Source organism: Nocardia sp. NPDC101769, from assembly GCF_044766925.1.
GTDB lineage: Bacteria > Actinomycetota > Actinomycetes > Mycobacteriales > Mycobacteriaceae > Nocardia.
Genome location: NZ_JBIWMX010000020.1, coordinates 116,080 through 142,112 on the forward strand (window position 1 = coordinate 116,080; position 26,033 = coordinate 142,112).

Consider the following 26,033-nt stretch of genomic DNA (forward strand, 5'->3'; position numbering starts at 1 on the left):
ATAGAATCGTGGCCATGGCACGACTGACCAGGACCGAGAGCCAGGCGCGCACCCGCGCGGACCTGCTCGCCACCGCGCGCGAGATGTTCCTGACGGACGGGTATGCCAAGACCAGCCTGGAACGGGTCGCCGAGGAGGCCGGGTACTCCAAGGGCGCGGTCTATTCGAACTTCCGGACCAAATCCGCGCTCTGCCTCGAGGTGCTGGCGCTCATTCACGAGACCAAGTTCACCGAGCTGAGCGACCTGCTCGCCGGCGAGGACGACCTGGAGGCGCGGATGGAACGCTTCCAGGGCTGGGCCGAGCGCACGCTCGGTGATGTCGGCTGGACCCTGCTGGAATTCGAGTTCGCCATCGTGGCCCGCGACGACCCGGATCTGCAGGCCGCGCTGGTCTCCAGCCTGAGCATGATGCGCGGCGCGGTCGCGGTTCAGCTGCAGGCGCTGGCCGACTCCATGCACCTGACTCTGCCCATGTCGGCCGAGGACGCCGCGACCACGCTGCTGAGTCTCGGTCTGGGCCTTGGCATTCAACGCGCCGTGGACCCCGGGATCTCGGCCCGCCTGATCACCGACGCCGTGCGGGCCATGCTGGCCGCCGCGCAGCGCATTCCGCAGAGCTAGTTGGTCACGAGCGGAAGTGGAGCGTCCATTCGCCCCGATAGTGCAGCCGGATGACGCTGACGGGCGGAACATCGATGCGCCAGAAGGACTTTGCCGGGGCGTCGAGGCTGACCAGCAGCGCGGCGCGAATAACCGCGGGGTGTGTGACGGCGACGGTGGGTTCGCCGTCGAGGGCGATATCGGCGAGCCATTCGCCGGTGCGCTCGATGACGTCGACCACCGCCTCGCCGCCGTGACCGCGGAAGCCCGGGTCGGTGAGCCAGAGATAGAGGTCTTCCTTGGGCACGGACATGAGTTCGCCGCCGCGCCAGGCCCCGGCGTCGAGATCGCGTAGTCGATCGTCCTCGTCGCCCGTGAGTCCCATGAGGGTGGCGGTTTCGATGGTGCGGCGCTCGGGGGCGGTGATCACCCGGGTGGCGTTCAGGCGGCCGCAGGCGGACACCGCGCGGCGGCCCGCCTCCGTCAGGGGTTCGTCGACCGGGAATCGTGCTCTGCGCATCGCCTCGGTCATACCGTGACTGACCAGGTCGAGTCGGAGCACCTTCTGCACGGTCCGAAGCCTACGCGTGGCATCGGAGGGCGCATCACGATTGCTCGCCCTTCGCTCCCGCAGCGGCCACGGGTGCCCCGACCTCGACCGGAATCGGACACGGTGGCCGGGTCTGTCGGTGCGCGGGTGCAGACTGGGGCAATGCATCGGTTCTCACCCGCTACCAGAGAGTGGTTCGACGGTGCGTTCCCCGCACCGACGGCCGCGCAACTGGGGGCGTGGGAGTCGATCGCGGCGGGGCAGCACACGCTGGTCATCGCGCCCACCGGGTCGGGCAAGACGCTGTCGGCGTTCCTGTGGGCCATCGACCAGCTGGCCACCCGGGAACCGGCCGTGGGGCCGCGCAAGACGTCGGTGCTCTATATCTCTCCGCTCAAGGCCCTGGCCGTGGATGTGGAACGGAATCTGCGGGCGCCGCTGGTCGGGATCACGCAGACGGCCAAGCGTTTGGGTGTGGCAGCACCGGAGATTCGCGTGGGGGTGCGCTCCGGTGACACCAGCGCCGCGGATCGGCGCACCATGCAGCGCACGCCGCCGGACATTCTGATCACCACGCCGGAATCGCTGTTCCTCATGCTGACCTCGGCGGCGCGGGAAACGCTGAGCGGGGTGCACACGGTGATCGTGGACGAGGTGCACGCCATCGCGGGCTCGAAACGCGGTGCGCACCTGGCGCTTTCACTGGCGCGACTGGACCTGCTCCGCTCCGCCGCCCCGGGCTTCGAATCGCCCGCCCAGCGGATCGGGCTGTCGGCGACGGTGCGGCCGGCGGAGGAGGTGGCGCGGTTCCTGGTCGGGAGCGCGCCCATCACCATTGTCGCGCCGCCCGCGCCCAAGACCTTCGACCTGTCGGTGCGAGTGCCGGTGCCCGACATGACCGAACCCGATGCGGGCGCGGAGGATTCGGATCAGCCAGGCTCGATCTGGCCGCACGTGGACGAGGCCATTGTGGATCTGGTGCTCGAGCACCGGTCGTCGATCGTGTTCGCGAATTCGCGGCGACTGTCGGAGCGGCTCACGGCGCGCCTGAACGAGGCGTACGCGGCGCGCATCGGCGAGGCGGTGGACACCGAGCACGCGCCGCCCGCGCAGCTGGGCGCCTCGACGGAGGTCATCCACGGCGCGTCGACGCTTTTGGCGCGCGCCCATCACGGGTCGGTGAGCAAGGAACAGCGGGCGCTCATCGAAGACGACCTCAAGAGTGGGCGGCTGCGCTGCGTGGTCGCCACCAGCAGCCTCGAACTCGGCATCGACATGGGTGCGGTCGAGTTGGTGGTGCAGGTGGAGGCGCCGCCGTCGGTGGCCTCCGGGTTGCAGCGGGTGGGCCGGGCCGGGCACCAGGTGGGTGAGATCTCGCGGGGCGTGATCTTCCCCAAGCACCGCACCGATGTCATCCACTGCGCGGTGGCGTCCCTGCGCATGACGGCCGGGCAGATCGAACAACTCCAGGTCCCCGCCCACCCGCTCGACATCCTCGCCCAGCAGACCGTGGCGGCCTGCGCCCTGGAGCCGATCGACGCCGACGCCTGGTTCGATACCGTCCGCGACACGGGAAGCTATGCGGCACTGCCCCGTTCGGCCTACGAGTCGGTCCTGGACCTGCTGGCGGGACGCTACCCCTCCGACGAGTTCGCCGAACTCCGGCCGCGCATCGTCTGGGATCGCGACGCGGGCACCCTCACCGGCCGCCCCGGCGCGCAACGGCTGGCGGTGACCTCGGGCGGGGCGATCCCGGACCGCGGCCTGTTCCCGGTCTTCATGGTCGGTGAAAAGGCTTCCCGCGTCGGCGAACTCGACGAGGAGATGGTCTACGAGTCGCGGGTGGGCGATGTCTTCGCCCTGGGTGCGACGAGCTGGCGGATCGAGGAGATCACCTTCGATCGAGTGCTCGTGACACCCGCCTTCGGGCTCCCCGGCCGGCTTCCCTTCTGGCACGGCGATTCACTGGGCCGCCCGGCCGAATTGGGTGCGGCGCTGGGCGAATTCGTGCGCCTCGCCGGTCAGGCCGTCGAACAGCACCGCGCGTCCGGCCGAGCCACGACCGAGCCCCCGGCGGCCGGACGGCAGGCGACCGGGAAATCCAAGGGGCGGGCCCCCGCCGAATTGGCACAGGCCCTGGCCGAATTCGCCGCGGGTCACGATCCCGAAGCCACCGCGGCGGACTCCCCGAAAGCCGCTGCTTCGAAAGCACGTGCCTCGAAGGCCGCCGGGCGCAAGTCCACGCCGGAATCCGAACTCGAGCGGGTCTCCCGCGCGGCGGGCCTGGACGAGAACGCGACCGGCAATCTGGTGGCGCTACTCGCCGAGCAGCGGGAGGCGACCGGGCAGCTGCCGACCGACAAGACACTGGTGGTGGAACGGTTCCGGGATGAGCTGGGCGACTGGCGGGTGGTGTTGCATTCGCCGTACGGGCTGCCTGTGCACGCGCCGTGGGCGCTGGCGGTCGCGGCCCGGCTGCGGGAGCGGTTCGGGGTGGATGCCGCGCCCACCCCGTCGGACGACGGGATCGTGGTGCGTCTGCCGGACACCACCGATGATCCGCCGGGGGCCGAGCTGTTCGTGTTCGAGACCGACGAGATCGACGATCTGGTGACCGAACAGGTCGGCGGCTCCGCGCTTTTCGCCTCGCGGTTCCGGGAGTGCGCCGCGCGGGCGCTGTTGCTGCCGCGGCGGGATCCGGGCAAACGCGCGCCGCTGTGGCAGCAGCGGCAGCGGGCGGCGCAGCTGCTGGACGTGGCGCGCAAGTTCCCCGAGTTCCCGATCCTGCTGGAGACCGTGCGGGAGTGCCTCCAGGACGTCTACGACCTGCCCTCGCTGCGGGACCTGCTGGGCCGGGTGGCACGGCGGCAGATCCGGCTGGTCGAGGTGGAGACGGCCGCGCCGTCGCCGTTCGCGAATTCCCTGCTGTTCGACTACATCGGGCAGTTCATGTACGAGGGCGACAGCCCGCTGGCCGAGCGGCGGGCGGCGGCGCTGTCGCTGGATTCCAGCCTGCTGGCGGAGCTGCTGGGCCGGGTCGAGCTGCGGGAGCTGCTGGATGCCGGGGTGCTGGAGCAGACCGAGCGGGAATTGCAGCGGCTCACGCCCGAGCGGCAGGCGCGGGATCTGGAGGGGTTGGCCGATCTGCTGCGGCTGCTGGGCCCGCTGACGGCCACGGAGGCGGCCGAACGGTGCGTGGCCGAGCCCCGGGAGTGGTTCGCGGAGCTGGTGAAATCGCGCCGGGCGCTGGAGGTTTCCTTCGCGGGTTCGCAATGGTGGGTGGCCATCGAGGACGCCTCGCGGCTGCGGGACGCCCTCGGCGTGCCGCTGCCCATCGGGGTCCCGGCGGCCTTCATCGAGCCGGTCACCGATCCGCTGGGCGATCTGATCGGCCGCTACGCGCGCACGCACGGACCGTTCACCCTGACGCAGGCGGCGCATCGTTTCGGGCTGGGTCCGGCAGTGGCGGCCACCGCGCTGCACCGCCTCGGGCTCGAGAAGCGGGTGGTGGAGGGCGAATTCACGCCCGGCGCGGCGGGCGCGGAGTGGTGTGACAGCGAGGTGCTGCGCCGCCTGCGCCGGCGCTCGCTGGCCGCCGCCCGCAAGGAGGTGGAACCGGTGGCGACCGCCGCGCTGGGCCGCTTCCTGCCGTCCTGGCAGCATGTCGGCTCCGGGGAGCTACGCGGCGTGGACGGTGTCGCTGCGGTAGTGGAACAGCTTGCGGGCGTGCCGATTCCGGCCTCGGCGTGGGAATCGCTGATCCTGCCGCAGCGGGTACGCGACTACTCCCCCGCCATGCTGGACGAGCTCATGGCCACCGGCGAGGTGATCTGGTCCGGGCACGGCTCGATCACCGCCAAGGACGGCTGGATCGCCCTGCACCCGGCCGAGCAGGCGGGACTGACGCTACCGCCGCCCGATGACATCGATCTCACCGAGCGACACATCGGGCTGCTGACGGCCCTGGGGGCCACCGTGATCGGCGGCACCGTCGATGCGGCCGCGCGGGTCACGGGGGCGGAGGGCGAGGAGCCGGTCGGCACCACACTGCCGAAGGGCGAATACCAGGTGGTCGCGGGCAGCACCGGAGGCGCGTACTTCTTCCGGCAGCTGGTGGACAGCGCCGGTTCCGACGACGAGGCCACCGTGACGGCCGCACTGTGGGATCTGGTGTGGGCCGGGCATATCGGCGGCGACACCTTCGCGCCCGTGCGCGCCCTACTGACCGGCACCACCCGCACCACCACCGCGCACCGGACGCCGCGCCGGGCCCCGCGCGGGCGAATGTACCTGCCGCGCACCGGAATGCCCGCCCGCACCGCCTCGCCACAGGTGTCGGGCCGCTGGTCGCTGCTGCCGGAACGAGTGGCCGACACCACGATTCGCGCCCACGCCACCGCCGACGTGCTGCTGGAGCGGTACGGCGTGCTGACCCGCGGCTCGGTGCAGAGCGAAGGCGTGCCGGGCGGGTTCGCGCTCATGTACCGGGTGCTCACCGAGTTCGAGGATCGCGGCCGCTGTCGCCGCGGATACTTCGTGGATTCGCTGGGCGGCGCACAGTTCTCGACCACCGACGTGGTGGACCGCCTGCGTTCCTTCGACACCGATCGCACTCGCGCGGCGGGCGACGGCTTCTCGCCCGAGCCGGTCGGCATCGCGGTCGCCCTGGCGGCCTGCGATCCGGCGAATCCGTACGGTGCGGCGCTGCCCTGGCCCAAGGCGGCGGCCGAGGGCGCGGGACACCGCCCCGGCCGCAAGGCGGGTGCGCTGGTGGTCCTGGTCGACGGCGAACTCGCGCTGTATCTGGAGCGCGGGGGGAAGACCCTGCTCACCTTCACCGAGGACCCGGCGGTGCGCACCGCGGCGGCCACCGCCCTGGCCGCCCTGGTCCACGACCGCCGGGTGGACTCCCTGGTCATCGACCGGGTGAACGGGGAATCGGTACACGGCAACACCTTCGCCGGCTTCCTCGCCGAGGCCGGCTTCGCGACGACCCCGAAGGGCTTCCGGCTACGGAGCCGCCCGTGAGCGCGCATGCCTGAGGGCGACGCGGTCTTTCTCACCGCCAACCGGCTCCGAAAGGCCTTGGCGGGCAAGGTGCTGACCCGCAGCGACTTCCGGGTGCCCAGATACGCGACCCTCGACCTGACGGGCCGGGAGATCGAGAGCGTCGGTACCTACGGCAAGCATCTCTTCGTCCGCACCCCGGACCTGAGCATCCACACCCATCTCGAGATGGAAGGCGAGTGGCGGGTCTATGCGCCCGGACAACGGTGGACCAGACCGGGATTCACCGCGCGCCTGGTCCTGGCCACCGCGGACGCCGAAGCCGTCGGCTTCTCCCTCGGCCTGGTCGAAGTCCTCCGCCGTCCCGACGAACACACCGCGATCGACCATCTCGGCCCCGATCTGCTGGACCCGGACTGGGATCCCGCGGAGGCGGTCCGCCGCCTGTCCGGCGACCCCGGCCGCCCCATCGGCCTGGCCCTGCTCGATCAGACCAACCTCGCTGGAATCGGCAATATCTACCGCAGCGAAGTCTGTTTCCTCCGCCGCGTCCATCCCGCCACCCCGGTCGGCGAGATCGACGACCTGCCTGCGTTGGTCGACCAGGCCCAGCGTGTCCTGGTCAAAGCCGCCCACGAACCACCTTGGCGCGCACAGGCATACGGCCGCCAGCACCGCCCCTGCCCCCGCTGCGGCACGGCCCTGGTCGTCCACCTGCTCAGCGACGACGCGAACGCCACCCGCGCCGAACGCGGCGTCTACTTCTGCCCGCGCTGCCAGCCGCCCCACCGCTGACCACAGTCGGCGGCAGGCCGTGGCCCGATATTTCACGCGACAGGCACAACTCGTCGATGTCGAAATGCGTTCCCGGGCCCGGTTCCCGGGCCCGGTTCCCGGGCCCGGTTTCCGGGCCCGGTTTCCGGGCCCGGGGTTGCGGGCATGAAAGTCGCAATCGTGGCGCGGCCGAGGAGGCCATGACCGGCCTGCTGCGCGAGTTCGGCTGGCGCGCCATCATCGACCTCGGCGATATCAGCACCGCGCGCGGCACCGTGCCACTGAGTGTCCGGCTCATGCGCGCACTGAGCATCACGAAGTTCAACTACAGGTTGGTGCGCTGAGCGTCCAGCACTTTCCGGCGTGCATCCGGGGCCTCCAGGCGCAGCGCGTCGGCGGAGGCGTCGTCGGGCTGGGTCTGGGATTCGACCTCGGCCCGGACCCGGGCAGTGTAGACCGCCACCTCCCGCTCGATATCGGCCTCCGACCAGCCCAGCACCGGGGCCACCAGCCGCGCCACCTCGTCGGCGGAATCGACACCGCGATGGGCGTATTCGATGGAGATGCGGGTGCGGCGGGCCATGATGTCGTCCAGGTGCAGGGCGGCCTCGGCGGCGGCCGCGTAGACGGCCTCCACCCGCAGGTAACCGGGTGAGTCCGTGATCGGTTGCAGCAGATCGGGTTTGCCGTCGGCGAGGCCGAGCACCTCGCCGATGAGGGAGCCGTAGCGGTTGAGCAGGTGCTGGATCCGGTACGGGTGGACGCCGTACTTCTCGGCCAGGTGCGGGGTCTGGTTCATCAGCGCGTGGTAGCCGTCCGCGCCCAGCAGCGGCACCTTCTCGGTGATGGTGGGCGGCACCCGCTGCGGAATATACTGTGCCGCTTCGTCGACCGCGTCGTAGGCCATGACCCGGTAGGTGGTGTACTTGCCGCCGGCAATGGCGACCAGGCCGGGGGCGATGCGGGCCACCGCGTGTTCCCGGGAGAGCTTGGAGGTCTGGTCGCTCTCCCCCGCCAGCAGCGGCCGCAGGCCCGCGTAGACGCCGGTGATATCGGCCTGGGTGAGCGGGGTGACCAGCACCTTGTTGACGTGTCCGAGCAGGTAGCCGATATCCGATTTGGTGGCGGCCGGGTGCGCGAGGTCGAGGTTCCAGTCGGTGTCGGTGGTGCCGATGATCCAGTGGTCGGTGTTCCAGGCGATGACGAAGAGCACGGACTTCTCGGTGCGCAGGATGAGCGAGGTATCGCTGGCGATGCGGTCGCGCGGCACCACGATGTGCACGCCCTTGGACGCGCGCACATGGAATCGGCCGCGTTGCTGGGCGAGCGCCTGGAGTTCGTCGGTCCACACACCGGTGGCATTGATGACGACATTGCCGCGCACCTCGGTGGTGCGGCCGTCCTCGGTGTCGCGCACCTTGATGCCGACCACCCGATCTGCCTCCTTGAGGAAGCCGACCACCTGCGTGGAGGTGCGGATGACCGCGCCGTAGTGGGCGGCGGTGCGGGCCACGGTCATGGTGTGGCGGGCGTCGTCGACGACGGTGTCGTAGTAGTTCACCCCGCCGGTGAGGGCGTCGCGCTTCAGGCCGGGGGCCTGCCGCAGCGCGGCGGAGCGGGTCAGATGGTGCTGTCCGGGAACGGATTTCGCGCCACCCATGGTGTCGTAGAGCACCAGGCCCGCGGTCACGTAGGGACGCTCCCAGCCGAGGTGCGTGAGCGGGTAGAGGAATTTCAGCGGCTTCACCAGGTGCGGCGCCAACGTGGACAACGCCAGCTCGCGCTCCTTGAGAGCCTCACGGACCAGCCCGAATTCCATCATCTCCAGGTAGCGCAGACCGCCGTGGAACATCTTGGAGGAGCGGCTGGAGGTACCGGAGGCCAGGTCACGGGCCTCGACCAGCGCAACCTCCAGGCCCCGGGTGGCGGCGTCCAGCGCGATCCCGGCGCCGACCACGCCGCCGCCGATGACGATGACATCGAAGGTGTCCTTGCCGAGCCGCCCCCAGGCAGCCTCGCGCTGCTCGGGGCCGAGGAACTGCGATCGCGGTTGATTCGTCATGCGAGACTCCTCCGGGCTAATTTTCAGCTACCCAGCGCTACCGTAGCCCACAGTAGTAGGTCCGGTCGGTTAGCCTCGATCAATGCGTCGCTATGTGGCCGCCATCGATCAGGGCACGACGTCGAGTCGGTGCATCGTCTTCGATCATCATGGCCGAATCGCCGGAGTCGCTCAGCGGGAACACGAACAGATCTTCCCGCGACCCGGATGGGTCGAACACGATCCCGAATCCATCTGGCGCAACACCGAATCGGTGATCGCCGAGGCATTGCAGAGCTGCGGCATCGGCCCCGCGGAGGTGGCGGCCGCCGGTGTCACCAATCAGCGTGAGACCACCGTGGTCTGGGACCGCGCCACCGGCAAGCCCATCCACAACGCCATCGTCTGGCAGGACACCCGCACCGCCGACCTCACCGCGGAACTCGCCGGTGACCAGGGCCCGAACCGCTACGCCGACCGCACCGGCCTGCCGCTGTCCACCTATTTCGCCGGGCCGAAACTACGCTGGATCCTCGACACCGTGCCGGGCGCGCGGCCGCGCGCCGAGTCCGGGGAACTGTGCTTCGGCACCATGGACAGCTGGATCCTGTGGAACCTGACCGGCCTGCACATCACCGATGTCACCAATGCCTCGCGCACCATGCTGATGGATCTGCGTACGCTGCAATGGGATCCGCAGATCTGCGCCGAGTTCGGCGTGCCCATGGCCGTGCTGCCCGAAATCCGCAGCAGCTCCGAGGTTTACGCGCCCATCACCACCGGCGCCCTGGCCGGCGTCCCGGTGGCCGGCATTCTCGGCGACCAGCAGGCCGCCACCTTCGGACAGGCCTGCCTGTCCCCCGGCGACACCAAGAACACCTACGGCACCGGCAATTTCATGCTCATGAACACCGGCACCACCCCGGTCTTCAGCGAGCACGGGCTGCTCACCACCGTCTGCTATCGGCTCGGCGATCAGCCCGCGGTCTACGCGCTGGAGGGCTCCATCGCGGTCACCGGCTCGCTGGTGCAGTGGCTGCGCGACAATCTGGGCATCATCTCCGCCGCCGAGGAGATCGAACCGCTGGCCCGCACGGTCGCCGACAATGGCGGCGCGTACGTGGTTCCCGCCTTCTCCGGTCTGTTCGCCCCGCGCTGGCGGCCCGATGCGCGCGGCGTGGTGGCTGGCCTGACGCGCTTCGTCACCAAGGGTCACCTGGCCCGAGCCGTGCTGGAGGCCACCGCTTTCCAGACCCGTGAGGTCATCGACGCCATGCGCGCCGACGCCGGCGCGCAGCGCCTGGATGTCGAGAAGGTCACCCTCAAGGTCGACGGCGGCATGGTGGTCAACGAACTGCTCATGCAGTTCCAGTCCGACATCCTCGACGCCACCGTGGTCCGGCCGGTCGTCACCGAGACCACCGCCCTGGGCGCCGCCTATGCGGCCGGTCTCGCGGTGGACTACTGGTCCTCCACCGACGACATCCGCGCCAACTGGGCCGAGGACAAACGCTGGACCCCGGCCATGCCGGCCGCCGACCGTGACCACCTCATGGGCGAGTGGAACAAGGCGGTGGAACGCACCTACAACTGGGTGTGAGACCCGGGCGCGGAAAAGCCCGGCGCGGTTGTCGCGCCGGGCTTTTCACTGTTCGGACCTACGCACGGGCATTCGGAGCTACGCGGACGCGTGCGCCTTGGCCAGCCGGTCGACGGCTTCCGCGAGAGTCGCCTCATCGGAGGTGGTGAAGCACAGCCGCATCGAGTGGGTGTAATCGGTGGAGACGGCGAAGGCATTGCCGGGGACGTAGGCGACGCCCGCATCGAGTGCCCGGGACAGCAGGGCGGTGGTATCGGTGCCGTCGGTGAAGTCGACCCACACGAACATGCCGCCCGCGGCGTCGGTGCTGGAGACGCGGTCGCCGAAGCGACCGCGCACGGCGTCGACCAGGGCCTTGGCTCGGGTGCCGTAGACCTCGCGGACCGAATCCACATGGGCGGCAAGCCATTCGGTGTCGGCGAGCAGGTCCGCGGTGATCTGCTGGGTCAGCGCCGAACCGCACAGGTCTGCACCCTGCTTGAGCAGCTCGACGGCGCGGCACACCGGGGCGGGGGCGATCATCCAGCCCGCGCGCAGGGTGGGGGCCAGGATCTTGGAGGCGCTGGAGAGGCGGATCACGTTGGGCGAGTAGGTTGCCACCGGCGCGGGCGAGGGCCGGTCGAACCAGAGCTCGCCGTACGGGTCGTCCTCGATGATCCAGAAGCCGTACCGCTCGGCCAGATCCGCGAGCTCACAGCGGCGCTCGGGGCTCAGCGTGACCCCGCCCGGATTGTGGAAGTTGCTGACCGTGTGGACCACGGCCGGGCGCTCCCCCGCCGCCAGCAGCTCACGCAGGGCGTCCACGCGCATGCCCTCGGAGTCCAGGGGCACGGCCACGATACGCGCCCCGGCGGCCCGGAAGACCTGCAGCGCACCGACATACGCGGGATCTTCCACCACGACCAGCGCGCCCGGATCCAGCAGCACCTCCGACAGCAGCGACAGTGCCTGCTGCGAGCCGTGGGTCACGAAGATCTCCTCGACCGGGACCGCGCGGCCCAGCCGGCCGGACTCGCGGGCGGCCAGCACCTCGCGCAGCGGGCCCCAGCCCGGGGACTCGGTGTACTGGAGCCTGGAGCGGTCGGACAGTGCCGCGTCGGCGGCTACCGCGATGCGGTCGCGGGGCATGAGTTCGGCGTCCGGCAAACCTCCGGCCAAGCTGATGATGTCCGCGCGCGAGGTGAGCTTGAGCAGGTCACGAATCGCCGAGCTCTGCAGGCCGTCGAGACGCCGCGCGAGGGGCGGGAAGGTCGCGGACATGAAAACACCTCCGAAGGCAATGCCGGGGTATGCGAAATTCCACCATGTCACACGGCTACCAGGATATGAAATCCCATTCCCAAATCATGGGACGATAGGTCCACTTCGGAGGCGGTGGACCGGCCCCGGCTTCCGCAAGACGCCCAGGTCCGGCTACTCGATCGACATGATCAGGTGTTTGCCGTCACGCACCGTGGTCATGATGTGCTCCGAGTAGACATCGGTGGTGCCGTCCGCGTGATGCTCGGTGATGTCCACGTCGTAGGACTCCGGGGCGACCTCGACGATCTTCAGGCAGTAGGTGGTGCCCGGTTTGAGTAAATCGATGCCCTTGTGCTGGATGACATCGGCCGGCTGGACCGTCGTCGCCTCGGGCACCACGAACGTGCGCGCCTTGGCGCCGTTGCGGTCCACGTAGAAGGCGTGCTCGAAGCCGAGGATCGCGTCGACGCTGCTGCCGGTGCCGCCCGCGCCGTTGCCGATGGTCAGCTTGCCGTCCTGCTTGGCCGGGCAGCTCAGTGCGGCGTCGGTCGCGGTGGGCGCGGTCCCTCCGGTGGTGGTGGCCCCGCCCGCCGCCGTGTCGTCCTTGCCGCGGGTGACCGCGAAGATCGCGGCGCCGGCCACCGCCAGCACCAGCACCGCCGCGCCCGCGATCAGGCCGATCCGGCGCCAGGGCGAGCCCTCGGACTCCGGCTTACGCTCCGGCACAGGGGTTTTCGGCGCCAGCGCCTTGGCGATCGGATCGTCTGCCCAGGACAGCGACTCCCCTTGGGCCGCAGCGGATTCCGGCGGCGGCACCGGCGGAAAGCCGCTGGGCGTGGAGCGCCACCAGGAATCCACGGGCCCGTCCGGCTCGACGGTCTCGTCGCCGCCCGCCGAATTTCGTTCGGCGGCCGCCGGATCAGCGCCGCGGGGCGTCGCCGCCGCGTCCGCGGCGGCCGATTGCGACCCGCCAGGCGGGATTCTCACGGTCTGTTCGACATCGGCCGTACTCGCGGGCGGCCCGGCGCCGTCCACGGCCGGATACTGGCCCGTGGACATGCCGGTGACGGGCGGGTACTGACCGGTGACCGGCTGCCATGTGTCGGGCGCGCGAAACTGCGGCGGCGCGCCCGCGGGCCGCCAGGCCAGATCGGGAATCTGCGGAGCGGGCGCGGGACTCCAGCCCGGGGCGTCGGCGGTGGGCGCGGGACCGAAGTCGTTCAGCGAGGGGCCGAAATCGTTGAGAGACGGCCCGAAGTCATTGAGCGAGGGCCCGAACCCGGAATCCGGCTGCCCGGCCGATTCCGGCTGCCCGCCCTCGGATACCTGGCGGTCGGCGGATTCGTCCTTGCCCGAAGCCATCAGCCGTCCTTTCGCCACAGACACGTGGGGCGGTCGCTCCCGACCGCCCCACGCGACAACACTGCTCCCGCCGGCACCGTATCCGGTCCCTGACGGACCTGTCAGTACTGAACCGAACCGCCCACCTGCGCGGTCACCCCGGCGACGTCGACCGATTGCGACGGCCGGTCGCCCTCGGGGAGCCTACCAATCTGGGCCGCGGCCTCCAGGATGGTAGCGCCGCCCGGAAGCAGGCGGACGAAGTTCTCGGCATCGGCCTTTGCCGCATTTGCCGCGGCCGTGTCCAGCACGAACTCCATCTTCTGGTCGTTGTCGGGACCATTGCCGGCGAACGCGGTCACCTTGATCTGGTTGACCGTGGTGAAGTCCAGCGACATGCCGGCCTCACCGATGCCGCCCGGCGTGGTGTAGCCGATGGTGCCGACGTAACCGTCCAGGTTGCTGAAGTGGTGGGTGTTGGCGGCCCAGCCCGGCAGCACCGCGCCGCCGTCGAGGTTGACGCCGAGCTCGGTGTGCGGGCCGGTCATCTCGACCACCGGCGCGGCCGGGGCGGTATCCACCGCGGGCGACTGCCAGTGCGGCTGCTGCTGCGGGGTGACGGTCGGCTGGCCGGTCATGGTGTCCACGGCCGGGTCCTGGTTCGGGGTGGTGACGGCCGGCTGCGCGTTCTGGTCGTTCGGCTTCACCGGCTGGGCGCCCTGCTGACCCGGCTGGGTCTGCTGGCCCGGCTGAGCGGGCAGGTTCGGCTGCGGGGTGGTCACCGCAGGCTGGGCCTGGGTCGACTGACCCGGCACCGGCAGCGGCGCCACGCGCGGCACGGTCACGCCCGGCTGCGAGGGCCGCACCGACTTGGGCTGCGCGGGCTGCGGGTCGGTGCCGGCGGGCTGCACGTTCGGATCGCTCTTGGGCGCGTTAGCGTCCGGCTTCGGGGTGGTGCCGTCCGGCTGGGTGGCGCCCTGCGGCTGGCCCGAATCCGGCTTGGCCGCACCGTTGTCCGGCGCCGGGGTGTTCGGCGTGGTCGGGGTGGTGACGCCCGGCTGGCTCTGCTGCGGCTTGGTGGTGCCCGGCTGCACGTTCTCCGGCTTGGGCGCGGGCACGACCTGTGCCTTCGTGTCCGGGGCCGGCGACTCGGTGGGCGGCTGGGTGCCGTCGGGCTGCTGCTGATCCGCCGGGACCGCACCCGGGTCGGCGGGGGCGGCATTGGCGGGCGCGGACAGCAGCGACACCACCGCGGCCGCACCGGCCAGCGTCAGGGAGGTGCTCGCCTTGATCCGACTCGGCTTGCGGTGCTTCACGTTTCGCTCAATTCCTTCGTCCCTCGGCGGCACGATCGCTCCGGGCATCGATGAGCCTCGCATCGGAGGGGAATTGAGAACCCCCCGTTACGTAACACTCGCGACCGCCCTGCCGATCGCTTCCGCCGCGAACTTAATCACAAGGGAGACAAGGCAGCAAGACGGGCCGGTAACAAAGGGGTCCGAAACATGTTGCGGCTAGTCCAGATCGTCGTGCCGCATGAGCTGACGCGCGGCCTCGGTGACCGATCCGGTGAGCGACGGATACACCGAAAACGTCTGCGCCAGATCGTTCACCGTGAGGTTGTTCTGCACGGCCAGCGCGATCGGCAGGATCAGCTCGGAGGCGATAGGGGCCACGACGACACCACCGATCACCACGCCGGTGGCGGGGCGGCAGAAGATCTTCACGAAACCCCGTCGCAGGCCCGACATCTTGGCGCGCGGGTTGGTGTTCAGGGGCAGCATGACCGTGCGGGCCGGGACCTCGCCATTGTCGATGGCGGTCTGCGAGACGCCCACGGTCGCGATCTCCGGGCGCGTGAACACCGCGGAGGCAACGGTCTTCAGGCGAATCGGCTGCACGCCCTCACCCAGCGCGTGGTACATCGCGATGCGGCCCTGCATGGCGGCCACCGAGGCCAGCGGCAGCAGGCCGGTGCAGTCGCCGGCCGCGTAGACGCCGGGCGCGGTGGTCCGCGAAACCCGATCCACCCGCAGGTATCCGCCCTTGTCCAGCTCGATCCCGAGCCGTTCCAGGCCCAGACCGTTGGTGTTCGGAATGGAACCGACGGTCATGAGCGCGTGGGTGCCGCTGATATTGCGGCCGTCGGACAGCTTCACCACGACACCCTCGGCGGTGCGCTCCACCGCGTCGGCGCGGGCGTGCTTGACCAGCTCCACGCCGCGCTCGGCCAGCGCATCCTCCAGCACCAGGGCGGCGTCGGCATCCTCGCCGGGCAGAACGCGGTCGCGACTCGAGACGAGTTTCACCTGCACGCCCATCTCGGTATAGGCGGAGACGAATTCGGCGCCGGTCACACCGGAACCGACGACCACCAGGGTCTCGGGCAGCTCCTTGAGGTCGTAGAGCTGACGCCAGTTCAGGATTCGCTCGCCGTCCGGTTCCGCGCCGGGCAGCACGCGCGGGCTGGCACCGGTGGCGATGAGCACCACCTCGGCCTCGATAACCCGCTCCTGGCCGTCGGCGAGGGTGGCCTTGACCAGGTGCGTAGCCAGACCCGGGGCCTGGTCGATGAGTTCGCCGTAACCGGACAGCACGGTCACGCCGGCGGTCTGCAGCTTGACGCGGATATCGGAGGACTGGGCCTGCGCGAGCGCCTTCACGCGGGAGTTCACCTCCGCCAGACGCACCTGCGCCTGCGAGGGATGCACGGTGATGCCCAGGTCACGGGCGCGGCGCAGATCGGTACGCACGCCGGTGGAGGCGATGAAGGTCTTGGACGGCACGCAATCCCACAGCACGCACGCACCGCCGATGCCGTCACTGTCGATCAGCGTGACCGGCGCCCCGTGCTGTGCCGCCACCAGCGCCGCTTCATATCCGGCGGGGCCGCCACCGATGATCGCAATGCGGGTCATTGTTCCTCCGCTTTCAGGTCGGCGCCCGGGATCTCCGGTGCCGGTCTCTAACGTTATCCCCGCAGCTACCTACAGCTTTAACCGCGTCTCCGGACAATTTTCGCACTGTGGCGCATTCCATTCGGGGAGGCGGCGTGTCATGACGGCCGGGCCCGCGAACTCGCTGTCACCCCAGGCAGAACCGGCATCGAGCGGGGCGGACGGGTCCTCCGGCGACTCCGCGGCAATCGATCGGGCCCCCGCGAACCGCCTTGTGATCGGGATCGGGGATGGTCTTCCGGATTTGTTCGATAGGCTTTCCTGGTGCCGATTTACGCCGCCTATGGGTCCAACATGGATCCCGAGCAGATGCTCAAGCGCTGTCCGCACTCCCCGGTGTACGGAACCGGCTGGCTGGAGGGGTGGCGACTCACCTTCGCCGGGGACGACATCGGCTGGGAGGGACCGCTGGCGACGGTGGTCGAAGAGGCCGGGCAACGGGTCTTCGTGGTGCTCTACGACGTTCCCGGCGAGGACGAGCTGAGTCTCGACCGCTGGGAGGGGTCGGACTTCGGCATCCACAAGAAGATCCGCCTGCGCGTCACCCCGAACGCGGGCACCGGCAGCGAGCCGGTGCTGGCCTGGCTCTACGTCCTGGACGCCTACGAGGGCGGGCTGCCCTCAGCGCGCTACCTGGGCGTTATCGCCGACGCCGCCGAGAAGGCCGGTGCGCCAAACGATTACACGCACGCGCTACGCACCCGCAACAGCAAGAACGTCGGCCCCGGCACCTTCGGGCCGTAGGACGCGCGGCGCATCGGACGCGGTACGGACGGACCAGCGGGGCCGGGGCCGGAAGATTCGGCGCGGCGCCGCTGTTACCGGAACCGGAAACGATCGTCGAACCGTCGAGAGAGAGCAGCCGATGCCCGCCACCCCTGTGCCCGCCCCGATCGCCGAATTCCTGTCCCGCCCCAACCCGGCGATCTTCGCCTCGAATCGCCCGGACGGCCAGCCGGTTTCGGTCGCCACCTGGTATCTGTACGAGAACGGCCGAATCCTGGTGAACCTGGCCGACTTCCGCAAGCGCCTGGACTACCTGCGCGAGGATCCCCGCATCAGCCTCACCGTTCTCGAGGGTGACAATTGGTACAGCCACGTCAGCATCCAGGGCCGCATCGTCTCCCTCGAGAACGACCCCGACTCCTCGGTCATCGACCGCATCGCCCAGCACTACATCGGCAGCGACTACGCAGTCCGCGACCAGAAGCGCGTCTCCGCCTGGATCGAGATCGACCGCTGGCACACCTGGGGCGACATCGCCAACAAGGTGAAGTAGTTCCCGCCGACAAGGCGAGGCAGTTCCCCGAAACGTGAAGCCGGGCCGCACTTTCCAGTGCGGCCCGGCTTCGTTGTCGCTGGGTCAGCGGGCGTTCAGCACGATGTTGGTGAAGACCCGGACACCGGCGGCGAGGGCGCGCTCGTCGAGGTCGAAGGTGGGCTGATGCAGGTCGAGTTGCTCGCCCTGACCGGACCAGACGCCGAGGCGGGCCATGGCGCCGGGGACCTCCTCCAGATACCAGGAGAAGTCCTCGCCGCCGCCGGACTGCGGGGTGTCGGCGAGGGCGTCGGGGTCGAGACCGCGGATAGCGTCCTCGAACATGCGCACGGCCTGCTCGTCATTGACCACCGGCGGCACGCCGCGCTTGTAGTTGAGCTGGTAGCGGACGCCGGTGGGAGCCAGCAGGCCCTCGACGATCTCGCGGACCATGGGCTCGAGCAGCGACCAGGTGGCGTGATCGCCGGTGCGGACGGTGCCGGTGAGCATGCCGGTCTGCGGAATCGCGTTGGGCGCCTTGCCCGCCGATACCGCGCCCCACACCATGACCGTGCTGGTGCGTGGGTCGATGCGGCGGGAGAGCAGGCCGGGCAGTCCGGTGATGACCGTGCCGATGGCATAGACCAGGTCGCTGGTCAGGTGCGGGCGGGAGGTGTGGCCGCCGGGCGAGTCCAGCACCAGCTCGACGGTGTCGGCGGCCGAGGTGATCGGGCCGACCCGGATACCGACCCGGCCCACCTCCAGCCGCGGGTCGCAGTGCAGCGCGAACATGCGCGAGACGTCCTCCATGGCGCCCGCGGCGACCATGTCGACGGCGCCGCCGGGCATGACCTCCTCGGCGTGCTGGAACACCAGCCGCACGCCGACCGGCAGGTCCTCGATCTCGGCCAGCGCCAGCGCGGTGCCGAGCAGAATCGTGGTGTGCGCGTCGTGCCCGCAGGCGTGCGAGACGCCCGGCACGGTGGAGGCGAACGGCAGCCCCGTGTACTCCTGCAACGGCAGCGCGTCCATGTCGGCGCGCAGGCCGATGCGCGGGCCGTCGGGGCCGATGTCACAGATCAGGCCGGTGCCGCTCGGTAGCTTGCGCGGCTCGAGCCCCGCCTTGACCAGCCATGACTCCACGAATTCGGTGGTGCCGAACTCGGTTCGGGACAGCTCCGGGTTGGCGTGGATATGGCGACGCCACGACGTGAGGTCGTCCATGTGCTCCGCGAGCCACGACTCCACTACCTCGTGCCCGGTCGCCGGTTCCATCGCGGCGCCGGCCGGCGTCTGCGTGTTGTTCACGCACGACGCCGCCAGTGGTCCGTTGACGCGCGCCGCGGACCGGCCGGTTGTGCTCACCGAATGTCCTCCTGTCGCTGAAACTGCCGTTGTATGACTCGTTCCGACAACCTGTCCCTGTGCAATTTGTCGCCTGCGATATGTATCGCGGTGCGAGCCAGTGCCGTTGCCCCGTCCAGGACGGCGCGATCGGCCGACGCGTTCACGGCGGCGGCCGCGAACGCGGGCTGGTGGGTCACCGCGCCGCCCGCAGAGATGCCGATGACCGGGTGGATACCGGCGATGACATTGGTGACATTGCCCATATCGGTGCTGCCCAGCGGCCGTGCCGCCTCGAACTCCGGGGCGATGGGCTCGCGGCCGAGTGCTGTGATCTGCTCGCGATAGGCGCACAGTATCGCGCTATCGGGAGTGAGCTCGGTGTATGTCGGCGCAAGCTTCCGGATTTCATGTGTGCATCCGGTCGCCAGGGCACCTGCCTCGAAACATGCCGATGCTCGTTGCATCAGATCATCGAGGGTCGCGGAGTCGACCGCCCGTAGGTAATACAGCAGTTCCGCGTGTCCGGGCACGATATTGGGGGCGACGCCGCCCGACCCGACTATACCGTGGAGTTGCTGCCCGGGCAGGAGATGTTGCCGCAGCAAACCTAGAGCAACTTGTGTGACGGTGACAGCATCGAGGGCATTTCGCCCGTACTGCGGCGCGGCGCTGGCATGCGATTCCCGGCCGTGGAAAACCACCGACAAATCCGCGAGGGCCAGCGAATGCGCACCGGCGATATCCTCCGGGCCCGGGTGCACCATCATGGCCATGGCGACATCGTCGAAGACGCCGCGCTCCAGCATGAGCACCTTGCCGCCGCCGGACTCCTCGGCGGGCGTGCCCAGCACCTTCACCGTGATGCCGCAGGCGTCGGCGACCGCGGCCAGGCCCAATGCCGCGCCGACCCCGGCGGCGGCGATGATGTTGTGGCCGCAGGCGTGGCCGATTTCGGGGAGGGCGTCATATTCGGCACAAATTCCGACTACCAGGTCTCCGCTGCCGTATTCGGCGGTGAATGCGGTCGGCAGTTCCGCCACGCCGGATTCGATACGAAATCCGCGTTCCCGCAACGGCTCGATTGTCTTTGCGACGCTGCGGAATTCCTCGAAGGCCAGCTCGGGTTCCGCATGAATGTCGTGGGAGAGTGCGATCAGCTGATCGCGGTACCCGGCGACGGCCGCATCGGCCGCGGCGAGCAGGGCCGGATCCGCCGATGCCACGGCAGCATTCGAGGACGGCACAGACGAGTCGTGCCGACCGATCGGTACGCAAGATCTCCGGTCATCGCCGTTGCGCGATGGTGACATCCCAACAGTCTCGCACTGCCGCGCAACTCTGTCGCAGCAGGTAAGCCGGAAAATCTCCGACAGAGTGCGGGACACGCAGAAATCATCGCGGCACGCTCAGAAATCAGGGGTTCGAGGGCGAACCCTCGAACCCCCGCAAAGCAGAAGGATCGGACCCCTTACGGATTGAAGGCCAGATTCTCCGGGGTCGTCTCCACGGCCAGCCCGGCCAGCGCCTGCTGGTGCAGCGCGCGCTTGATGACCGGGAGGTTCGGCTTGCGGTTGCCCTTCAGCATGTCGGCGCGCGCGACCGCGGTGGCGAGCAACACGTCCGCATCCGCCTTGGCGTCCACGATGCCCGCGGCGATGGCGTCATCGGCGGCGTAGCGGCGGCCGGTGGTCATGGCCTCGACCGCGACCTGGTTGACCAGGCGGTTGGTGAGCAGCGCGTTCATGGCGACGGTGAACGGCATGCCCAGGTGCACCTCGGGCAGGCACCAGAAGCCGCGGTCGGCGCGCATGACCCGGAAGTCGCAGGAGGTGGCGAGCATGGCGCCGGCGCCGAAGGCGTGGCCGTTCACCGCGGCGACCGTGGGCAGGCCGAAGGCCAGCAGGCGGCTGTAGAGCGAGTGCACGCGGTCGAGGTACCAGCAGTTCTTGTCGAAGTTGCCGAACAGCCAGTCGGTGTCGAGACCGTTGGAGAAGAACTTGCCGTCTGCGGTGACAACCAGGGCGGCCGGGCCCTCGGATGCCTCGACCTCGTCGAGCAGCGCGTGGACCTCGGTGATCCAGTCGGGGTGGAAGCGGTTCTCGCTGTCGATGGCCTGACCCTCGGTCCCGAGGTACAGCACGAACACATCCCCATCACGCTTCAAATACGGCATGGGCAGAGGGTAGCGCTCCCAACAGGTGTTACTACCCGCGGGTAGCAAGCCTGCGTGTTCGCAGCCCTGCTCAATTCTGGGCTGCGGCTCGATAGACCTCCGCCTCGGACCGGGGGAGCGAACGGCTCCATAGACCTGCGTCTCGGAGGGGCGCAGGGAGGAAGAATGAGACCACCAGCGCCGCGAACCCGCCGGAGCACAGCGGAGGCAAATCAAACACAGTGTTGGTTCGCGGCGCGTCTCGTTCTGGACTGAGCGGAGCGGGGGAGCGAAGCGGAGGAGCGGAGGGAGGGAAGAACGAGACTTTCAGCGCCGCGAACCCGCCGGAGCGAAGCGGAGGCAATCAAACAGAGCTAGGGTGGGCGACATGCTAGCCGAGAAGGCCATGGGCGGGGTTTCCGAACTAGCCGCCGAAGCCATTGCGCAACGAACGGGAGTGCAGCAGCACCGGATTGCCGTGGTGCTCGGGTCCGGCTGGCAGGAAGCTGCAGCCGAGATCGGCGAACCGGCCGCCTCCATTCCGATGGCCGAGGTGCCGGGGTTCGGATCGCCCACGGCTCAGGGGCATCAGGGCACCATTCATTCCGTCACGGTCGGTGACGCGCCGGTGCTGCTACTCATGGGCCGCCAGCATCTCTACGAGGGCCACACGCCCGGCCAGGTCGTGCACAACGTGCGCACCGCGCTGGCCGCGGGCGCGCAGACCGTGCTGCTCACCAATGCCGCGGGCGGGATTCGCGACGGGCTGTCGGTCGGCGAGGCGGTGCTCATCTCGGACCACATCAACCTCACCGGGCGCACCCCCATCGAGGGCGCGAACTTCGTCGACCTGGTCGATGCCTGGGATCCCGAATTGCGGGCGCTGGCAAAGGAAATCGACCCCAGCCTGGCCGAGGGCGTGTACGCGGGCCTGACCGGGCCGCAGTACGAGACCCCCGCCGAGATCCGCATGCTGCGCACCATGGGCGCCGACCTGGTCGGCATGTCCACCGTGCTGGAGGCCATCGCCTGCCGCGAGGGCGGGGCCAAGGTGCTCGGCATCTCGCTGGTCACCAACCTGGCCGCCGGGGTCACCGGCGCGCACCTCTCGCACGCCGAGGTGCTGGCCGAAGGCCACGCCGCCGCACCGCGATTGGGCAAACTGCTGCGCGGCGTGCTGGAACGCCTCTAGGCGCACGGGGATGCTGCGCTTCGGAACCGCCGGACTGCGCGGTCCGCTCCAGGACGGCCCGGACGGCATGAACGTGGATACCGTCTCGCGGGCCTCCGCCGGTATCGCCGCCTGGCTGCGCGACCGCTGCCTGGGCGGCGGACTGGTGATCGTGGGCCGCGATGCCCGGCACGGCTCCGCCGAATTCGCCGCGGCGACGGCGGAAGTCTTTGCGGCGGCCGGTTTCTCGGTGCTGACACTCCCCCGCCCGCTGCCGACACCGGTGGTGGCCTTCGCGGTCCGTGAGCTGAAAGCCGTTGCCGGAGTGCAGATAACCGCCTCCCACAACCCCGCCACCGACAATGGATACAAGGTCTACCTCGACGGCGGCTCCCAGCTCATCCCGCCCGCCGACGCCGAGATCGAGCGCTGCATCGACGCCGTCACCGGCCAGATCCCGCGCACCGATCCCGGTCCGACCGCCCCGGACCCGAGCATTCTCGGACTACCCGCGGACACCCCCGCCGAAGAGCTGGGCGAGGAGATCGTCCGCCGCTATCTGGCCCGAGTCACCCTGCTGCCCACCCTGATCGGCGGCGAGTCCGCGACCCGGCGGCGCAGTGAGATTCGGATCGCGCTGACCGCAATGCACGGGGTCGGCGGGGAGCTGGCGGTGGCCGCGCTGCGGGGGGCTGGATTCTCCGAGGTGCTGGTGGTCACCGAGCAGTTCGCGCCGGATCCGGATTTTCCGACGGTCGCGTTTCCGAATCCCGAGGAACCCGGGGCGGCGGATCTGCTGCTGCGGCTGGCCGAGCGGCTGGACGCGGATATCGCCATCGCGCTGGACCCGGATGCGGATCGGTGTGCGCTCGGGGTGCGGGGACCGCACGGCTGGCGGATGCTGCGGGGCGACGAAACCGGGGTGCTGCTGGGCGATTTCGTGCTGCGGACGGCCGCGCCGGACTCCCTGGTGGCCACGACCATCGTGTCGTCGCGGCTGCTGAGCAAGCTGGCCCCGGCGCGCGGGGCGCGGTACGCGGAGACACTGACCGGGTTCAAGTGGCTGGCCCGGGCGGGTGCGGGCCTGGTGTACGCGTACGAGGAGGCGATCGGCCACTGCGTGGACCCGGCCGCGGTACGCGACAAGGACGGTATCTCCGCGGCGGTCGTCGCGGCGGATCTGGTGGCGCAGGTGAAGGCGGAGGGGCGGACGCTGTTCGACGTCCTCGACGACTTCGCGGTCGAATTCGGTGTGCACGCCGGGGATCAGGTGTCGCTGCGGCTGCCGGACGTGAGCGAGGCGGCGGCCGTGGTGGCCCGGCTGCGCGAGATGCCGCCGGCCGAGATCGCCGGGGAAGCGGTGAGCTGCACCGATATGGCGCGGCTGCGCGGGCAGATGCGTACCGACGCACTGGTTTTCGAGGGCCCGACGCTGCGCGTCGTGGTTCGGCCGTCCGGTACCGAGCCGAAGCTCAAGTGCTATCTGGAGACGTTCGTGCCCGTGGCCGATCGGGACGGACTTCCGGCCGCCGAGGCCGCTGCGGCGCAGCGGCTCTCCGAGATCCGGATGTTCTGCGAGAAGCTCTGAACCCGGGAGTGGTTCAGCGCGGGCCGAATTGACGGTCGCCGGCGTCGCCGAGACCGGGGACGATGTAGGCGTCGGAGTTGAGGCCGCGGTCCACCGAGGCGGTGACCAGGCGCACGGCGTGACCCGACTTCTCCAGGGCGGCAATGCCTTCCGGTGCGGCGACCACGCACAGCACGGTGATGTCGCGGGCATTGCGGGTGGCCAGCAGGTCCAGGGTGTAGACCATGGAGCCGCCGGTGGCGAGCATGGGGTCGAGCACCATGACCGAGGTGCTGGACAGGTCGTCGGGTAGCGACTCCATGTACGGGGTCGGCTGATGGGTCTCCTCGTCGCGGGCCAGGCCGACGAACCCGATCCGGGCGTCCGGAATCAGGTTCGCCGCGGTCTCCACCATGCCCAGCCCCGCGCGCAGCACCGGAACCAGCAATGGCGGAGCATTCAGCCGCGTCCCCTCCGCGGCGGCCACCGGCGTGGCGATCGGGAATCGCTCCACCGGGGCTTCCCGCATGGCCTCATAGACCAGAATCACGGTCAGGTCCCGAAGCGCGGCCCGGAATGTCGGATTGGTCGTCCGGGCATCTCGCATGGTGGTCAGCAAAGCGGCAGCGAGCGGATGGTCCACGACGAGTGTGCGCATACGAAAACCATAGGTCAGCACCGCCGTCCACGATCCCCGCCCACCGGAATTCTTCCGCCCCGGGAACCACCCGGCCCCGCCCCGCGTCCAACCCCGTGCAGCACACATCCATCCCGTGACCGGCATGAAGGGGCATTCATGCACCGCATCTCGATCCATCCCGACGGCCTCACCGCCTACGCGACGACCACCGCCGTCCTCGCCGCAGATCTCGCGGCCGCCGCCGCGCATGCCGCCACCGCCGCCCCCGAACTACTCGTGCCCGCCTTCGGCCTCATCGGCGCCGACTTCCTCACCGCCTACGCCGCGGCGCACGGCACCCATGTGACCACTCTCGACGAGGTCTCGACCATCCTCGCCGCCATGAGCGCCACCACCGCCGCCGCCGCGGTCGCCTACACCGACCACGACAGCGCGTACGCCGCCACGCTGGGCACCGCCGGTGCGGAGTTGAGCGCATGACGCCCACACCCGAGATCCGCTGGGCGGCAAGGCGGCGCGGCGGGGTGGATCGAAAGAGGTTGCAGTGCGGGAGGACTCGGACGGGAGTGGGCGGATGAGCGCGGAGGCGGCGGTCGGGGCGCTGGCGGAGCCGATCGTCGAGCTGCTGCGGAGCTTCGGGTCCGGGCGGGGCGGGACCGCCGAGGTGCTGCGGGAGACGGCCGCTGCAGTGGACCAGGTTCGGGCCGAGGGCCGGGCGACTGTCGACCGGATGTATCAGGAGTGGCGGGGGCGGGCCGGTGATGCGGCCGTGGACGAGGCGCTGCGGGTACAGACCTCGGCCGCAATGGCATCGGAGCGGGGGCGGGCCATGGCGGTGGTCGTGGAGCGGGCGGATGCGGAGGTCGCCGCCGGGCGGCGGGAGGTGGAGGAGATTCTGCGGTCGTTCACGGCGGAGGTCGAGGCGATGGGTGCGGCCGGGCTCACCGCGGGTGGGGTCACCGCGCTGGTGGAGTCGGCGATCGATCACATCGGGCGGGCCATGCGGGTGGTCGAGCGGGTGCGAGCCGAACTGGATTCGGAGGCTGCGGCTATGCGGGATTTGGCGCGACCTGTCCCGGTGCCCGGCCAGGTGACGCCGGCGGCGGCCGAGCCGGGCGATGCGGTGGTCCTGCCGGCGGCGAGCGTACCGACGGACGGTGCGGCGGCGCAGGCCGGAACGAGCCTCGCGGCCGCCGGGGGCGCGGTCGCGGCGGCCGGGCACACACTGTTCGGGTCCGGGCTCTCACCGGGCGGCCCGCACACCGGCCCGGCGTCGGTGACGACACCGAAGACGCCTGATCACGGCCATGATTCGACGGTCACGCAGCCGCAAGGGAATGGGGTGACGGTGACGCTGCCGGATGGGAGCACCGTAGAAGCGCCGAATCAGCGGGCGGCGGATGCGGTTCGGAATGCGTTGAGCGCGGTGGGGACACCGTATGTGTGGGGTGGGGAGACGCCCGGGGCGGGGATGGATTGCAGTGGACTGACACAGTGGGCCTATGCGCAGGCGGGTGTTTCGCTGCCGCGAATGGCTCAGGAGCAGGGGTACGGGCACCAGCGGGTCGGTCCAGGGGACTTGATGCCCGGAGATCTTGCGGTGTGGGACGGCCACGTCGCGATGGTGATCGGGAACGGGCAACTGGTCGAGGCGGGTGATCCGGTTCAGGTCGGGCCGATCCGGACCGAGAACAGCGGGATGCGGTTCCTCGGTTTCTATCGGCCCACCGCTTAGGTTCCACCGGCCCACGGCTTGGGCATTCGGGCCATGAACAGGCATTTCG

21 protein-coding genes are annotated in these 26,033 nt (G+C 69.9%); 11 read left to right on the forward strand and 10 right to left on the reverse strand.

The genetic code is table 11. The features are described 5' to 3' along the window. Window positions 1-14: 14 nt before the first annotated feature. The gene (locus ACIRRA_RS28080) at window positions 15-623 is read left to right on the forward strand and encodes a TetR/AcrR family transcriptional regulator (protein ID WP_402773983.1); all 609 of its coding nucleotides are present in this window, start codon (window positions 15-17) and stop codon (window positions 621-623) included. A 4-nt stretch (window positions 624-627) separates the two neighbouring features. Here ACIRRA_RS28080 and ACIRRA_RS28085 read toward each other — a convergent pair whose 3' ends face one another. After that, window positions 628-1,173: a histidine phosphatase family protein gene (locus ACIRRA_RS28085; protein ID WP_402773986.1), complete on the reverse strand. Its 546-nt coding sequence runs from the start codon at window positions 1,171-1,173 to the stop codon at window positions 628-630. Between the two features lie 141 nt (window positions 1,174-1,314). Here ACIRRA_RS28085 and ACIRRA_RS28090 point away from each other — a divergent pair, with 141 nt between their 5' ends. From ACIRRA_RS28090 to ACIRRA_RS28100, 3 genes are all read left to right on the forward strand, one after another. Then, window positions 1,315-6,180 carry an ATP-dependent helicase gene (locus tag ACIRRA_RS28090; protein ID WP_402773989.1) on the forward strand — a complete coding sequence of 1,622 codons (4,866 nt, stop codon included), beginning with the start codon at window positions 1,315-1,317 and terminating at the stop codon, window positions 6,178-6,180. Between the two features lie 6 nt (window positions 6,181-6,186). After that, a complete protein-coding gene (locus tag ACIRRA_RS28095) occupies window positions 6,187-6,954 on the forward strand; it encodes a DNA-formamidopyrimidine glycosylase family protein (RefSeq protein WP_402773992.1) in 768 nt (255 codons plus the stop codon). A gap of 179 nt (window positions 6,955-7,133) precedes the next feature. Beyond that, window positions 7,134-7,277 carry a hypothetical protein gene (locus tag ACIRRA_RS28100; RefSeq protein ID WP_402773995.1) on the forward strand — a complete coding sequence of 48 codons (144 nt, stop codon included), beginning with the start codon at window positions 7,134-7,136 and terminating at the stop codon, window positions 7,275-7,277. Here the strand turns inward: ACIRRA_RS28100 and glpD are convergent. Further along, a complete protein-coding gene (glpD, locus tag ACIRRA_RS28105) occupies window positions 7,259-8,995 on the reverse strand; it encodes a glycerol-3-phosphate dehydrogenase (RefSeq protein ID WP_402773998.1) in 1,737 nt (578 codons plus the stop codon). The genes ACIRRA_RS28100 and glpD overlap by 19 nt on opposite strands. A gap of 82 nt (window positions 8,996-9,077) precedes the next feature. Here glpD and glpK point away from each other — a divergent pair, with 82 nt between their 5' ends. Further along, on the forward strand, window positions 9,078-10,574 hold the full coding sequence (glpK, locus tag ACIRRA_RS28110) for a glycerol kinase GlpK (protein WP_402774001.1): 1,497 nt from the start codon (window positions 9,078-9,080) through the stop codon (window positions 10,572-10,574). Window positions 10,575-10,652: 78 nt separating this feature from the next. On the opposite strand, the gene ACIRRA_RS28115 is transcribed toward glpK, so the two are convergent. The 4 genes from ACIRRA_RS28115 to ACIRRA_RS28130 all read right to left on the reverse strand — a co-directional run bounded on the left by ACIRRA_RS28115 (window position 10,653) and on the right by ACIRRA_RS28130 (window position 16,075). Further along, window positions 10,653-11,834, reverse strand: a complete 1,182-nt coding sequence (locus ACIRRA_RS28115) for a PLP-dependent aminotransferase family protein (protein ID WP_402774004.1) — start codon at window positions 11,832-11,834, stop codon at window positions 10,653-10,655. A gap of 153 nt (window positions 11,835-11,987) precedes the next feature. Continuing rightward, window positions 11,988-13,178, reverse strand: a complete 1,191-nt coding sequence (locus tag ACIRRA_RS28120; protein WP_402774007.1) for a hypothetical protein — start codon at window positions 13,176-13,178, stop codon at window positions 11,988-11,990. 101 nt (window positions 13,179-13,279) lie between these two features. Then, a complete protein-coding gene (locus tag ACIRRA_RS28125) occupies window positions 13,280-14,473 on the reverse strand; it encodes a hypothetical protein (RefSeq protein ID WP_402774010.1) in 1,194 nt (397 codons plus the stop codon). A 198-nt stretch (window positions 14,474-14,671) separates the two neighbouring features. Continuing rightward, window positions 14,672-16,075 (reverse strand): NAD(P)H-quinone dehydrogenase, encoded by a 1,404-nt coding sequence (locus tag ACIRRA_RS28130; protein ID WP_356997246.1) that lies wholly within the window; start codon window positions 16,073-16,075, stop codon window positions 14,672-14,674. A gap of 303 nt (window positions 16,076-16,378) precedes the next feature. Between ACIRRA_RS28130 and ACIRRA_RS28135 the strand changes: the two genes are divergently transcribed. Then, window positions 16,379-16,858 carry a gamma-glutamylcyclotransferase gene (locus ACIRRA_RS28135; protein ID WP_356997244.1) on the forward strand — a complete coding sequence of 160 codons (480 nt, stop codon included), beginning with the start codon at window positions 16,379-16,381 and terminating at the stop codon, window positions 16,856-16,858. Window positions 16,859-16,979: 121 nt separating this feature from the next. Next, a complete protein-coding gene (locus tag ACIRRA_RS28140) occupies window positions 16,980-17,393 on the forward strand; it encodes a PPOX class F420-dependent oxidoreductase (RefSeq protein WP_402774014.1) in 414 nt (137 codons plus the stop codon). 84 nt (window positions 17,394-17,477) lie between these two features. On the opposite strand, the gene ACIRRA_RS28145 is transcribed toward ACIRRA_RS28140, so the two are convergent. From ACIRRA_RS28145 to ACIRRA_RS28155, 3 genes are all read right to left on the reverse strand, one after another. After that, a complete protein-coding gene (locus ACIRRA_RS28145) occupies window positions 17,478-18,647 on the reverse strand; it encodes a M20 family metallopeptidase (protein ID WP_402774138.1) in 1,170 nt (389 codons plus the stop codon). Between the two features lie 86 nt (window positions 18,648-18,733). Beyond that, window positions 18,734-19,921, reverse strand: coding sequence for a M20 family metallopeptidase (locus ACIRRA_RS28150; RefSeq protein ID WP_402774141.1), 1,188 nt, complete (start codon window positions 19,919-19,921; stop codon window positions 18,734-18,736). A 266-nt stretch (window positions 19,922-20,187) separates the two neighbouring features. After that, complete coding sequence (locus ACIRRA_RS28155) at window positions 20,188-20,892, reverse strand: enoyl-CoA hydratase/isomerase family protein (protein WP_402774017.1); 705 nt, start codon at window positions 20,890-20,892, stop codon at window positions 20,188-20,190. A gap of 367 nt (window positions 20,893-21,259) precedes the next feature. Between ACIRRA_RS28155 and ACIRRA_RS28160 the strand changes: the two genes are divergently transcribed. Then, window positions 21,260-22,063, forward strand: a complete 804-nt coding sequence (locus ACIRRA_RS28160; protein ID WP_402774020.1) for a purine-nucleoside phosphorylase — start codon at window positions 21,260-21,262, stop codon at window positions 22,061-22,063. A 10-nt stretch (window positions 22,064-22,073) separates the two neighbouring features. Then, window positions 22,074-23,630, forward strand: a complete 1,557-nt coding sequence (locus tag ACIRRA_RS28165; protein WP_402774023.1) for a phospho-sugar mutase — start codon at window positions 22,074-22,076, stop codon at window positions 23,628-23,630. Window positions 23,631-23,643: 13 nt separating this feature from the next. On the opposite strand, the gene upp is transcribed toward ACIRRA_RS28165, so the two are convergent. Further along, window positions 23,644-24,267 carry a uracil phosphoribosyltransferase gene (gene upp, locus ACIRRA_RS28170; RefSeq protein WP_356997235.1) on the reverse strand — a complete coding sequence of 208 codons (624 nt, stop codon included), beginning with the start codon at window positions 24,265-24,267 and terminating at the stop codon, window positions 23,644-23,646. A gap of 138 nt (window positions 24,268-24,405) precedes the next feature. Here upp and ACIRRA_RS28175 point away from each other — a divergent pair, with 138 nt between their 5' ends. Both ACIRRA_RS28175 and ACIRRA_RS28180 read left to right on the forward strand, forming a co-directional pair. Beyond that, window positions 24,406-24,729 carry a type VII secretion target gene (locus ACIRRA_RS28175; protein WP_402774027.1) on the forward strand — a complete coding sequence of 108 codons (324 nt, stop codon included), beginning with the start codon at window positions 24,406-24,408 and terminating at the stop codon, window positions 24,727-24,729. Window positions 24,730-24,823: 94 nt separating this feature from the next. Continuing rightward, entirely contained in the window at window positions 24,824-25,984 is a 1,161-nt protein-coding gene (locus tag ACIRRA_RS28180) for an NlpC/P60 family protein (RefSeq protein ID WP_402774030.1), read from the forward strand. Window positions 25,985-26,033 lie beyond the last annotated feature (49 nt).

Coding starts and splice junctions, on each gene's coding strand:
- ACIRRA_RS28145 (WP_402774138.1), bottom strand. CDS start 18,647: ATGGAACCGGCGACCGGGCACGAGGTAGTGGAGTCGTGGCTCGCGGAG.
- ACIRRA_RS28180 (WP_402774030.1), top strand. CDS start 24,824: ATGAGCGCGGAGGCGGCGGTCGGGGCGCTGGCGGAGCCGATCGTCGAG.
- ACIRRA_RS28100 (WP_402773995.1), top strand. CDS start 7,134: ATGACCGGCCTGCTGCGCGAGTTCGGCTGGCGCGCCATCATCGACCTC.
- ACIRRA_RS28160 (WP_402774020.1), top strand. CDS start 21,260: ATGCTAGCCGAGAAGGCCATGGGCGGGGTTTCCGAACTAGCCGCCGAA.
- upp (WP_356997235.1), bottom strand. CDS start 24,267: ATGCGCACACTCGTCGTGGACCATCCGCTCGCTGCCGCTTTGCTGACC.
- glpD (WP_402773998.1), bottom strand. CDS start 8,995: ATGACGAATCAACCGCGATCGCAGTTCCTCGGCCCCGAGCAGCGCGAG.
- ACIRRA_RS28155 (WP_402774017.1), bottom strand. CDS start 20,892: ATGCCGTATTTGAAGCGTGATGGGGATGTGTTCGTGCTGTACCTCGGG.
- ACIRRA_RS28080 (WP_402773983.1), top strand. CDS start 15: ATGGCACGACTGACCAGGACCGAGAGCCAGGCGCGCACCCGCGCGGAC.
- ACIRRA_RS28130 (WP_356997246.1), bottom strand. CDS start 16,075: ATGACCCGCATTGCGATCATCGGTGGCGGCCCCGCCGGATATGAAGCG.
- ACIRRA_RS28140 (WP_402774014.1), top strand. CDS start 16,980: ATGCCCGCCACCCCTGTGCCCGCCCCGATCGCCGAATTCCTGTCCCGC.
- ACIRRA_RS28095 (WP_402773992.1), top strand. CDS start 6,187: ATGCCTGAGGGCGACGCGGTCTTTCTCACCGCCAACCGGCTCCGAAAG.
- ACIRRA_RS28165 (WP_402774023.1), top strand. CDS start 22,074: ATGCTGCGCTTCGGAACCGCCGGACTGCGCGGTCCGCTCCAGGACGGC.
- ACIRRA_RS28115 (WP_402774004.1), bottom strand. CDS start 11,834: ATGTCCGCGACCTTCCCGCCCCTCGCGCGGCGTCTCGACGGCCTGCAG.
- ACIRRA_RS28120 (WP_402774007.1), bottom strand. CDS start 13,178: ATGGCTTCGGGCAAGGACGAATCCGCCGACCGCCAGGTATCCGAGGGC.
- ACIRRA_RS28090 (WP_402773989.1), top strand. CDS start 1,315: ATGCATCGGTTCTCACCCGCTACCAGAGAGTGGTTCGACGGTGCGTTC.
- ACIRRA_RS28175 (WP_402774027.1), top strand. CDS start 24,406: ATGCACCGCATCTCGATCCATCCCGACGGCCTCACCGCCTACGCGACG.
- glpK (WP_402774001.1), top strand. CDS start 9,078: ATGCGTCGCTATGTGGCCGCCATCGATCAGGGCACGACGTCGAGTCGG.